At 39.4% G+C, this 13063-nt stretch carries 8 protein-coding genes; 5 read left to right on the top strand and 3 right to left on the bottom strand.

All coding sequences use genetic code 11. The annotated features are described in order from the left end of the window. The first annotated feature begins 12 nt into the window (after positions 1 to 12). Together FZF08_RS05835 and FZF08_RS05840 are read left to right on the top strand one after the other, a co-directional pair. Positions 13 to 300 (top strand): hypothetical protein, encoded by a 288-nt coding sequence (locus FZF08_RS05835; RefSeq protein ID WP_159467694.1) that lies wholly within the window; start codon positions 13 to 15, stop codon positions 298 to 300. A gap of 57 nt (positions 301 to 357) precedes the next feature. After that, a complete protein-coding gene (locus FZF08_RS05840) occupies positions 358 to 561 on the top strand; it encodes a hypothetical protein (RefSeq protein ID WP_137342015.1) in 204 nt (67 codons plus the stop codon). Between the two features lie 240 nt (positions 562 to 801). On the opposite strand, the gene FZF08_RS05845 is transcribed toward FZF08_RS05840, so the two are convergent. Further along, entirely contained in the window at positions 802 to 1980 is a 1179-nt protein-coding gene (locus FZF08_RS05845) for a Gfo/Idh/MocA family protein (RefSeq protein WP_159467695.1), read from the bottom strand. Between the two features lie 243 nt (positions 1981 to 2223). Here FZF08_RS05845 and FZF08_RS05850 point away from each other — a divergent pair, with 243 nt between their 5' ends. After that, positions 2224 to 3480, top strand: a complete 1257-nt coding sequence (locus FZF08_RS05850; protein WP_159467696.1) for an Hsp70 family protein — start codon at positions 2224 to 2226, stop codon at positions 3478 to 3480. A gap of 158 nt (positions 3481 to 3638) precedes the next feature. Further along, positions 3639 to 5063, top strand: coding sequence for a hypothetical protein (locus FZF08_RS05855; protein WP_159467697.1), 1425 nt, complete (start codon positions 3639 to 3641; stop codon positions 5061 to 5063). Between the two features lie 10 nt (positions 5064 to 5073). Here FZF08_RS05855 and FZF08_RS05860 read toward each other — a convergent pair whose 3' ends face one another. After that, positions 5074 to 6816 carry a PQQ-dependent sugar dehydrogenase gene (locus FZF08_RS05860; protein WP_159467698.1) on the bottom strand — a complete coding sequence of 581 codons (1743 nt, stop codon included), beginning with the start codon at positions 6814 to 6816 and terminating at the stop codon, positions 5074 to 5076. Positions 6817 to 7014: 198 nt separating this feature from the next. After that, on the bottom strand, positions 7015 to 7320 hold the full coding sequence (locus FZF08_RS05865) for a hypothetical protein (RefSeq protein ID WP_159467699.1): 306 nt from the start codon (positions 7318 to 7320) through the stop codon (positions 7015 to 7017). 243 nt (positions 7321 to 7563) lie between these two features. On the opposite strand from FZF08_RS05865, the gene FZF08_RS05870 reads away from it, so the two are divergent. Then, a complete protein-coding gene (locus FZF08_RS05870; RefSeq protein WP_159467700.1) occupies positions 7564 to 12945 on the top strand; it encodes a S8 family serine peptidase in 5382 nt (1793 codons plus the stop codon). The last annotated feature ends 118 nt before the right edge of the window (positions 12946 to 13063 follow it).

Genomic DNA, 13063 nt, shown 5'->3' on the forward strand with positions numbered 1-13063 from the left:
TTTATAGAGCCTATGAATTATTTTGATATTTTTCGCATAACATACGATGACCTGAGGATTATAGCAGACCGTCCTGAATCATTCATTACCAGAATTAGTAAGAGCGACTTGGGCTATATTGGCGAAATTGTACTGCTGGGCGAACATCCCGACAGAGAAAACAATATCTTATTTTTTCATGAGGGCACTTTTCCAACAGAAAAGGAAGCGTCAGACAATTTGAATCAGATTATTGAAACCATTGCAAAGGCATCTGAAAGTACAAGAAATAGCGAAAATTTGAAAAGAACTAATCTGTAAATTAAGTTTTCTTTTGTATTAAATTTGAGAAAATTATCTCTTCACGATCGTTGCTATATGGAAAAAACATTCAGTATTTTTATTCTTGACCCTGAAAAAGGAATATTACCCAAACCGATCGATGTTCAAAATGAAGTAGGAAAGTGGTACAAAGAATTCCTTTCCGAACGCCATGCCGAAAAAGTAATTGAAAGACTGATGAATGAATATGATTACAACGGATCTCAATATGTAATTCTTGGAGTTTACAGCAAGGAATAAGTTTTAGTCTGACTTTAAAACGCAGCCTTTTACATCTAACTGAACGGATCAAGAACAGGAATTTGGTGTAAATGACAATCAGTTTCAGCTGGCAGCCATTTTTAAGTTACCGTAAGAAGACAATAAAGGAAACTTGATATCACGGCAGCAAGAAGTGAAAACATCATAAAAAGCAAACTAAAAAGCTGAACGCGCCAGTCCTAATTGGCATGTTCAGCTTTTTAGTTTTATCATTTTACCTTATACCGTTAATTTTATCATTTGAGCTTGTTTTTGTGCTTTCAGTGACAACTCTGTTGCCAAGAAACAATGCTCCTGCGACATAGCAGTTTCTGTCCTGTTGAGTACATCATCCACAAGTTGTTTTCCATATGGCAAAGTTACTTTACTACAATCCATATATTGCGTTTCTTTTTGATTAACCAGAAATAAATGGTTTCCGCCATCGCGTCCGGCAATATCTACATTCTTTCTAATTTCAATATAACCTTCCGTTCCCAAAATTGTTAACCTACCATCACCCCAACTTTTAAGCCCGTCCGGTGTGAACCAGTCGACCCGGATATATCCTGTTCCACCATTTCCCCGGATCATGCAATCTCCAAAATCTTCAAATTTAGGATATTGAGGATGATTTACGTTGCCTACCTGCGAAGCTACAATTTCCGCCTTATTTGATCCTGTAAAAAACAGAAACTGGTCAAACTGATGTGAAGCGATATCACAAATGACACCACCGTAACGTTTGGCATCAAAAAACCAGTCGGGACGTGTACTTAGCGATGTTCTATGAGGCCCCAAACCAATTGTTTGAATTACTTTTCCGATAGCACCAGCCTTTACAAGCTCTCCCGCTTTCACGGTCGCACGGTTTTCCAGCCTTTCGCTAAACATAATAGAATAAATTCTACCAGTTTCCTTTTGTACTTTACGTACCTGGGCCAATTGTTCAAGCGAAGTAATGCCTGGCTTGTCCGCCATATAATCTTTTCCTGACTTCATAACGCGGATACCAATTGGTGCACGCTCATCTGGAATAGCCGAACTTAAAACAAGCTGTATAGATTTATCATCCAAAATTTCCTTCTCGTTCGCAACCAGTTTCGCTTCCGGAAAACGTTTGGCAAAAGCAGCAGCAAGATCAGCTTCTTTGGCATAGAAGGCAACCAGTTGCCCTCCGCCCCTTGTTACAGCTTCTACCTGAGAATAAATATGACCATGATTCATACCGATAACGGCGAATTTAATACGACCTGGTTCTATTGTAATCTCTTCATTTTTCACTTCTTCTTCCGATTGTTTGGTACCGGCTAAAACATTCTTCGCCTCACCAGGAAGCGCTGACATCATGACAAGCCCGGCTGCTGTACTCATCGTATTGCGTATAAATTCGCGGCGGTTATCTTCTGATTTTTTCATGTATTCAATTTTACAACTAAGTTCCTGTTCAGGTTTTCACTTTTAATGGAAGACTTCATTCTGGATTACCTACCCTTAAATGTTAATTTTATTAATCAGATAATCCTAATGATAAAAAAATTCCCGGCAAATCGAAATATTTATAGCCCCCTGAACAAATACACTGACAGATTACCGCCTCCATAAATTGCAAATTATCGTAAATAATCTGAAATTGCGCCCCCAAATTTTCAGAGATTAATAATGACCAGTATTTCCTGCGGTATCGATTTTGGAACTTCCAATTCAAGTATAGCAATAGCAAACCAAGGCAACGTAAACCTCGTAGCCGTAGAAGGTTCCAGTACAACCACGCCGAGTGCCATGTTCTTCCTTCGCAAAGGCAATGTTCCGTTTTATGGAAGGGCGGCAGTAAACATGTTTCTGGAAAGAAATCCCGGGCGTTTTATGAGAAGTTTGAAACGCGTTCTGGGAACACCTGTCATGCGGCAGGGCACGATGGTCAACGGAGAACTAATGCGTTTTAACGAGATCATTGCTTCTTTTCTAAAAAACCTTAAAGACAAAGCCGATGAAGAAGCAGGATTGGAAATTGAAAATGTGGTCATGGGCCGCCCCGTTCATTTTGTAGATAATGATCACGCAGCCGATAGCCGAGCAGAAGCTGAATTAAAGCTGATTGCCAAACAATTAGGATTTCGTAATGTTGATTTTCAGTTTGAACCTATCGCCGCTGCTTTTGCTCACGAAATTAATATTAAAGGCGAAAAACTTGCCATTGTAGTGGATCTGGGTGGTGGAACATCTGATTTTACAGTGATCAGGTTATCCAACCAATATATCAACAAAGCCGACCGATCCTCTGATATTCTGGCAAATACCGGTATCCGTGTTGGCGGTAATGATTTTGATAAGGATCTGAGTTTGGCTGCAATCATGCCCGAACTTGGCTATAGAAGTACTTACGGGACAAAAAACCTTGAGGTTCCTCTTTATCATTATTTCGATCTTTCAGAATGGAGCAAGGTAAATTTCCTGTATACAACAAAAATCATTTTTCAAACCAAGCAAATCCTTTTTGAAGCCCATGACAAAACACGCTATAAAAGATTGCTGCAAGTACTTGAACAGGAAACCGGCCATACTTTGCTCGCCACAACGGAAGAAACGAAAATTGCGCTGACTTCTCAGGCTGAATATGATGCACCTTTTGATTTTCTGGAAGAAGGGCTTACAACAAGAGTTACCCGAACGCAGTTTGATGAGGCAATTATCCAAAAAATCGATAAAATTTCCGAGTCTGCGCTGCAATGTCTACGTGATGCAGGGGTACAAAAAGAAGACATTGATCTGGTGATATTAACAGGAGGCTCCACCGAAGTGCCATTAATACAAACTGAATTTAAAAAGCTGTTTCCAAATGCTGAACTGGCCGATGAAAACAAACTTTCAAGTGTTGGACTTGGGCTGGCGTATGACAGTCAGAATAAATTTGGCTAAAAAGACAGATAAGTGTTCTAATAATTCCACTTTAATTTTTCATTAAGACACTATTTTTTAGGATTCTGTAATATTGCTAATATGATATTTTTGCACTTTCTTTGAAAGGTGTTTATGCAATAACTGCATAAACACCTACAATTTCAGCCCTAACGTCCTTGCTAAAAATATCCAAGCAGCAGTTATCTGCACTACTGATTTTTTTTATTGCTTTAACAATACTTTCCTATTATCACAGGTATGCATCTGGAGATGATGCATGGTTTGCAGAACAATCCTATTGGCTGCACAAAGAAGGGATCATCCGCTCAGAATTTTTTAAGGGCCTGTTAGGTTGGGAAAAACAACTTCTTGTAAGCCATAAACTCTTTCTGATATTTGGAGCGGGAATGATTCATCTATTTGGTTACGAACTCCCGGTTTTGCAATTTGTAAGTGTAATATTTTTTGCAATTCTAATTGCCGAAATTATATTTTACGTCAACCGGGAAGAACAAAAAAGTATTTCCTGGTACTTACTGGCTGTATTGATACTTGTTTTTTCAAATCGTATTTTGATTAAAATGAGTTTTGAAAACCGGCCGGAAATCATGCTGGCTGCTCTGGGATTTGGCTCTTTCATTTTAATATCAAAAAGCAAACCTCATTATTGGAAAAGTATTGCGGCTGGAATTCTGGCAGGAATGGCCGTTCTAACGCATCTCAACGGTGTTATTTATTTAGTTGCCGGAGCAGGAATGCTTTTTTATCTCAAACAATATAAAAATGCCTTTGCGTTTTCAATCGCCGGAGGATTAGTGAGTCTTCTTTATTTTGTTGACATTATTCAGGCAGAAAACGGTTTTGAAATCTGGCATTACCAGTTCATTAATGATCCTGCAACTCAAAACGCCTTTGGATTGGGTTCCAAACTTCTGGTTATGGTCACATATCCAGTTATGTTCTTCCATTCACCTGAACAAGTTGCACTTTCTTTATTGCTAGCCTTCATGTTTTGGAACCAGCGGCAGTTTCTGAAACAATTACCCATTCCATTGCGTATTTATTCTATCGTACTTGTCACAGTTTTCTGGCTGATTACCAAAAAAAACTCAGGCGTATATCTTACGCTGTTTTTACCTTTTATGCTGGTTTTGACTTATGAATTGTACAGATTAAAACCGTTTCAAACGAAAGCTTTAAAAGTAATTCTAGGGATATATTTTATTATCGGAATTTATGGGGCTGTCCAGATCATTTACCTAAATTTAACACTTGAGTACTTGCCGATTTCTTATCAAAGGTTACAAAAAAATATTCCAGACCACAAACGTGGCTTTGTCCCACTCACTTTTTTTTTCAACGAAATTGAGCGTTATCCGCATCTATTGAGTCATGAGAATTTTAAAATTCAGGCCATCATGTCCAAATCGGAATCTTCACCCAACAACATGGATAAATGGGCATATGCGAACAAGGCTGATTTTATTCTTATGGATTATAAATACCGACCGGAAAAATTCTACCCAAAAGCCGGCACCAGAATGCTGCCCCATTATCACCTTACTTTTTTCGACGGGCGTTTTGCCATTTATCAAAATTAATAAAGCCGGATTATTTATTTACCAACCCCGTTGTGGCTGTCTTAATCCTCCTGATTTTCCCATCACTTTTGGTCATCACAAACATTTCCCTGGTGAATGGATTATATTCAATTCTGAGATCGACCCTTTTTGATCCTGACATTTGCTTTAAATCCGTAGGTTTTAAATTTTTTGTAATACTGATTTCATACACTGTGGAATCCGACAGTTGTTTGTTGATATTGATGAAGAAAATCCTGCCATTTACAATATCTCCAAAGATGTATTTGTTTTTTAATGCTGCCAGATTGCCCTCGTATACATATCCTCCGCTGATCGCATTTCCATCCTGATGATCATAAGCAGCAAAAGGTTTGATGTAATTATCCTTTTCAGTTTTATTGATTTCAAAAACATTTTTAAGATCTGATGGCGAAATTCCGAAACTTCCTTCCCGCGTATTCCAACCATAATCCCCCCCTTTTACAACCACATTTACCTCCTCAAAATTGGACTCCCCTACCTCGGCACTAAACATAATTTTTCCGTGCGTGAGATCCCATGAAATCCGGTGCGGGTTTCGGAATCCAAAAGCATAAATTTCCTTATATGTTTCGGGATCGGGATTGTGAACAAATGGATTATCGGCCGGAATACCATAATGACCGTTGCGACTATTATTTCCAAGTGGATTTATACGTATTATCGTCCCTAAAAGAGATTTCAGATTATGGGTAATTTCAGGATGTTTTCCAATCGTTGAGCCACCGTCACCCGTCCCTATAAACAACAGTCCATAATCAGGATCATTTTTGCCGATGCCAGGAACAAAACCTATATCCTGGGTGCCGTGTACCACGCCTGGTACGTTAATACGAAGTAATTCCCTTCTTGCCCCTTCAAATGTCTTACTTTTTACATCATTTATTTTCCATTCAGAAACTACCCATTGTAAAGCCACTTTTATGGAATCCGGGAATTCGTAGTCTGCTTTTTTACCAGTAAATTCCTCCGTGTGGGTAATGTAGATCAAGCCATTATTCAAATAATCAGGATGAAAAGCAAAACTACCCAATCCTGTACCCAGCCCCGGCGTATTTACATATTTGTCAACTTTCGTCCTGATATCCAGAAATACTTCTGCTTTTCTATTTTCAATTTTGTAAATAATTCCACGCTGATCACTCACATAAAGCGTCCCATCGCCCGATGGATGTGGCCGCATATTAGCAATTCTGGTAAACGGGGGTTTGTCAGAAGATGCAGGAATCTGAACAAAATCTTCAAGCTCAATACTAATTCCGGATTTTTTGACCGGCGTACCGAACCTTTCACTGGGCAGAGAAACTGTGTTATCAGTTTTGACAACAAGTGGTTCAATCGGATTGAGTTTTGTCTCATTGTCTATATAAGCCAAAATCGAATTTATTTCAGCAGGTTTTAAAAAGTCATAAGATGGCATGACCATTTTATATCTTTTTCGAAGGTTTACGGCTCTTGGCTCTCCTGAGTCTATTACTTTTCCTGGATTTTGAATAAATTCTGATAACGCTTTTTCCGGCAGCAAATGCGTAATTCCGCCGAGTCTGGGACCAATTTCGTCGTGGTCAATTGCATGGCAGGAAGCACAATTGGTATTAAATAATTCTTTTCCGCTTGATAGGGTCAATTTATCATCCGGATATCCGGATGAGGCATTTTGGCCGATTGCGATGTTTACTGAAAGTGTTATTGAAAATAAAAAGAAAAATGTAGAAAGAAAAAATTTAGACATATACGGATTATCTGAGCGTTTCAATTGGTCAGGCTTTTTTAAGTAAAATATCTTTTTCAGAAGACTCTACTCATATATTATCAATCAGACGATTTTTATATTGATTTGCCATTATCTCTTTTTACTATTATTGGTATAAAACAAAAAAAACCGAAGCCTAAGCTCCGGTACTATTCACGTTGAGTAAAGTAAGGCAATCTATTCTACATTCTTACCATTCTTATCCAGCTTAACTCTGGCATTTTCACTACCTTTTTTAACGGATAAGTCATAATATTGGGTTTTATCATCATTGGTGACTAAATAAGCAGTAGTGACTTTCCACCCTGCAAATGCGTCACTATTAATAGTTGCTTTTACAGCAGCAGGCAAATCTTCCGGTTTAACCGAAACTTTTTCCTGGGTTACTGTTGCAGCGTGATTAGGTTCCGTTATTGGAGTAGCCTGAACAGAGGCGAAAGAGATAAGAGTTAAGGCTACTGCCGACATTATTAGCTTTTTCATAATCTGTGTTTTTAATGAGAATCAATTATCTGTGCCTTTACACAATTATTTGTAACCAACCAGTATCATGCCAAACCTGCAAATTCTTTAAAATCAATGTATTTAAGGAATTCTATAATTTCCCGAAATGGCCACAACGTCCCCATTTTGTCGAATAAATCTTCAATTCCCAGACCGAATTGTACATTGAAAAATGAATTAAATTATAGAAATTAGATTTTTATCCCACTACACTTCACCTGTATGAAATCAACGCTACTCTTAAAAATCATTTTACTGTCAGTTATTCCTCTTTTGGGTTTGTCACAAAATCAAAAGAGCTATCAGATTGAATTAAAAAACGGCTCTTTCACACCTGAAAAAAATGTAGGAAACGGCCAAATTGGAGCGATCAACAGCAGGTTGTTACCAGATACGAAAACCTTGGTTATAATACAGTTTGAGGAAATTCCCGGTCAGGCTGAACGCGAAAAGTTAAAAGCAGAAGGAATTGAACTTCTGGAATATATTCCAAATAATGCTTACACAGCTATAATTAAAGGTCCGTTTTCTGACATTTCCATAAAAAGATCAAAAGCCCGTTCAGTGGTTTATCTGACAGCCAGCCAAAAATTGCACCCATTATTATTAAAAAAACCTTTTCCTGAACAAACCAGAAAAGTAAAAGGGCATGTAGATGTCTGGATTAATTTTCCAAAATCTTTCTCTTTGGACGAGATAAAGGAACAATTAAAAGCAGATCAATTTGAGATAATCTCCCATGTTTATCAGGCATATCAGATCCTTGAAATAAGGGTTCCTGAAAACCGCTTAAATGAGCTCGCTCTTAAAAATTACGTTCAGTACGTTGAACCTGTTCCTGAACCTGACAAGCCTAATAACATCAACAGCACCGCCAATGGCAGAGCTAATGTACTTCATTCTTCCTTACCATTAGGACGGAACCTGCATGGTGAAGGCGTTGTAGTGGGTGTTGGGGATGAATCCAATCCTTTACGTCATGTTGATTTTAATAATCGCATTATTAACCGGGCTGCGATAGATTCCGGGGAACATGGAATCCATGTAATGGGCACTTTCGGAGGTGCCGGAATAGTGAACGAAAAATATACAGGCTATGCTCCGAAAGCCAAAATCGTTTCGCAATATTTTTCCAACATTCTGGCTTATGCCCCTTCCTATGTACAGGATTTTGGAATGGTCATTACCAACAATTCCTACGGCAATGACGTAGCAGCCTGTTCTTCTTTGGGAGCATATAGTTTCCAGTCCTATATTCTTGACCAGCAGGCTTTTGAAATGCCATACCTGCAACATGTTTTTGCGGCAGGTAACAGCGGCTCAATTGCCTGTAGCCCGTATCCCTCTGGTTTTGGCAATGTAATTGGGGGATACCAGACAGCAAAAAATATTATCAGCGTTGGCAATACTACGATGGAGGGCATTATTGCTCCAAGTTCAAGCAGAGGACCTTCAAAAGATGGAAGAATTAAACCTGAAATAAGTGCTCAGGGTACGGATGTAGTTTCGTCATATCCCGAAAATCTTTATGCCCGTTCATCAGGAACAAGCATGGCTTCACCCGCAGTGTCCGGTGGCCTTGCATTGCTTTATCAGCGATATAAGGAACTTCACAGCCAGCAAAATCCCAAAAATGGATTAATGAAAGCCATTCTTTGTAATGGCGGGACGGATCAGGGAAATGACGGCCCGGATTATAAATATGGGTTTGGCTGGATGAATCTTTTACGTTCTGTCAAAATGATTGAAAGTGAAAGTTACAAATCGGCTTCCATTGCAACCTCGGCCACTCCGCAAACTTACCCGATTGAGATTCCGGCAAATACGGCAAAAGTTAAAGTAATGTTATATTGGAACGACCCGGCACCTTCCACATTATCAGCAAAAAATCTTGTAAACGATCTTGATCTCACAGTAATAAATCCTTCCGCAGCAACTATTTTCCCAAAATTGCTTGATCCTACTCCCTCCAATGTCAATAATCCGGCAACCACCGGTGCTGATCATATTAATAACATTGAGCAGGTTGTGATTGATTCGCCCATTGCAGGAACTTATCATATCAATGTGAAGGGAACCGCCGTCAATCAGAATGGCACTCAGGAATATTTCGTGGTATATGATATTATTCCGGTTTCAACCACTATAACAAATCCTATTGGTAAAGAACGTTACCGGGCTACGGATTCAATATATGTCAGCTGGGATTCATTTGGTAATTCATCGAATGATTTTTCAGTACAATATTCTACCAACGACGGTGCGCAATGGAATACGATTACGGGAAACCTGACTGCAAACGGCCGTCAGCTAAAATGGGTTTTCCCGGACGTTTCAACAGATAAAGCAAAGGTAAAAGTAATACAGAACGCCACAGGAACAGAAAGTATCAGCGAAGCATTTACCATTACCGGTCGCCCTGTTTTAAGTCTTTCGCCGGTTCAATGCGAGGGTTACATAGCTATGGAATGGCCCCCCGTTACTGGTGCAGGTGATTATGAGGTTATGATTTTAAAAGGTGACGAAATGGTTTCAGCCGGAGTTACCGCTAATACCAGCTTTGTCCTCAACGGATTGAGCAGAGATTCTACGTACTGGTTTGCAGTCCGGGCGCGGGTTAATACAAGTCCGGGCATACGATCCATCGCGCTTTCAAGAAAACCAGATTCCGGGAATTGTTCCGGGACAATTTCCGATCATGATCTTTTCCTGGAAACAATTGTCAATCCTGTTTCCTCGGGAAGGCTGTTAACGCCAAAGGCATTACCAGGTCAGAATAATGTTACGATAAGGATAAAAAATCTTGATGATCAGCCCTTTTCAGGTCCGGTTTCTGTTGGTTATTCTTTGAATGGCAATTCAGTGGCCTCAGTATCTGCTTCCTTATCTATTCCGGCGCAGTCGTCCGTGGATTATACTTTTGCTGATCAAGTCAATCTTGCTGCACAGGGGTCTTATACCATTGCAGTATATGCCAATGCGCAGACTGACACTGTTACAAGAAATAATACAATTTCCGGCACATTTGATCAGCTAAACAACGCCCCGATTACACTTCCATTTCTGGATAATATTGAATCAGCAGCAGTCCAGGAAATTGTTACGGATAAAACAGGACTTCAAAATGCAAGTCGTTATGATTTTACAAATTCAACGAATGCTGGACGGATACGGACTTTTGTCAATACAGGTATGGCTTACTCGGGAACAAAAGCATTTACACTGGACACGGACAGGTTTTATCCCAATGGTAATACCAATTTTCTTGACGGTACATTTAATCTTGCGAACTACAATTTGTCACAGGATATCCGACTTAATTTCAGATATAAAAATCATGGACAAAAGAATCATCCTGACAATAATGTCTGGATAAGAGGCAGTTACAACGATCCTTGGATTCCGGTTTATAATCTTTATGCAAACCAAAATCCGATTGACGGATATTATAAATTGTCATCCAGCATTGAAGTTACTAACAAACTTCTGGAAAATGGACAGACGCTTTCAACCAGCACTCAAATTCGCTGGGGACAGCATGGCGACATAATCACGGCCGATCCTCTGAGCGGTGCCGGTTATTCTTTTGACGATATTCAATTAAGTATTGTCACTGATGATATTCAAATGATAAGCCTCAACAGTATTGCCCAGGCAAGTTGTGGATTGAGTAATAATCAGCTTATTACGGTATCGGTGAGAAACAGTTCGGATCATGCAATTACCAATATTCCTGTTAACTGTAAAGTAAATAACGGCTCGGAAATACAAGAAATAATCCCATCTATTGGTGCCCGAACAACATTAAATTTCACATTTTCGGCGACCCAGAATATGTCTGCCTTTGGTGTTTACCATACCAAAGTATGGACTAGCCTTGCATCGGATTCTTACGCAGAGAACAACACCATTGAACTAGACACGTATAACAATCCTCAGATTACGGTATTTCCTTATCTCGAAAATTTCGAGAGTAGCAATGGTAATTGGCACAGCGCAGGAACTTCAAGTTCATGGGCTTATGGAACGCCTGTTTCCAATAAAATAAATAAAGCTGCCAGCGGAACAAAAGCCTGGAAAACCAATTTGTCAGGAAATTATAATAACGGAGAAATTTCCTACCTGTATTCTCCATGTTTTGATTTAACAGGTATGACCAATCCAACGGTAAGTTTCAGTCTAGCGCTCGACATTGAATACTGCCCGAATGAGGATTGTGATTTCGCTTATCTTGAATATTCAGATGATGGCAATACCTGGATCCGACTGGGGAATAAGGGGCAAGGGACAAATTGGTATAACAAAATCACCTACGATACCCAGGGTTGGAGTGTTCAGGATTATACCCGGTGGCATGTAGGTACCATAACATTGCCAACTGCAAATAATATCCGCCTGCGGTTTGCTTTAAGAGCTGATCCCGGAACTACAAGAGAGGGAATAGCTATTGACGACATTCACATTTATGATAACAAAAATGGTATTTACGCTGGCACAACTACCTCCTCCTCGGTAACGCAGAATCCAGCCAATAGTACCGGATGGATTGATTTCGTTCAAAATGGCCAGCTTGTTGCTTCCATAAATCCCAACAACCAGAGTTTGGGAACTACCGGGGTGCAGGCATTTATAAATCCCACAACTGTTCGCAACAACCAGGTACAATATTATATGGACAGGAATGTGACTATTAAGCCTGCCAATCGTTCGCTTGCAGCTAATGCTACCGTGCGTATTTACTTTCTGGATTCAGAGTCAGAAAAACTAATTGGCGCGTCAGGTTGTGCCAGTTGTTCAAAACCAGCCTCCGCTTACGACCTTGGGATTTCAAAATATACAGATACGAATATTAATAATGAAGATGGTATGATCAGTAATAATGCGGGCGGAAGCTGGTCTTATTTTTCTTCTGCCAATGTGGTAAAAGTACCTTTTGACAAAGGTTATTATGCTGAAATCCAAGTAAAAGATTTCTCAGAATTCTGGTTTAATGCAGGCGGAGGGCTTCAAAACGGAGCACTTCCGGTAGAACTTCTGAGTTTTACCGTCGCAAAAAAAACGGGAACTGATAACTTGGATGAGGTGATGGCCACCTGGATTACTACTTCCGAAACCAACACTGGTTATTTTGAAATAGAACGTGTTCAGGGGGCGGATGCATTTAACCTGAATCAGTTTAAAAAAATTGGAAAAGTACTGGCCGCAGGAAACTCTAACGTTCAGGAAGAATACAGTTTTACAGACAAGTCTCCCGACCAGAATACAACAAATTATTATCGTTTAAAAATGGTTGACCTTGACGGCAGTTTCCAGTATTCAAGAATACAGTCGGTGCAATTTGATACAAAAACAGATTGGCGTACCTATCCAAATCCTTCAACAGGCATCGTGAACGTTATTTTTAAAGCTGATCCGGCAACCACTGTACAAATCAAAACTTTTGATATTCACGGTAATGTTATTTTTAAAACCAATATAATTGCCACGGGTAGCGAACAAAAATGTCCGGTCGACTTATACGCGCCTCAGTTTTCATCAGGATTATACCTGATTGAAGTAACTTCACAACGACAAAAGAAAGTTTTCAGGATCATGAAGCTGTAACATATAAACCTTTGCATTTCAATAAATTAAGAATAAAAGTCTGCGTTTTAATAGATTAGAATAACATTATAAAAAACACAAGTCTCAAAAAAGTAAAATTTAAGCGAACAAAAAGCTC

Source organism: Dyadobacter sp. 3J3 (genome assembly GCF_009801115.1).
Taxonomy (GTDB): Bacteria; Bacteroidota; Bacteroidia; order Cytophagales; family Spirosomataceae; genus Dyadobacter.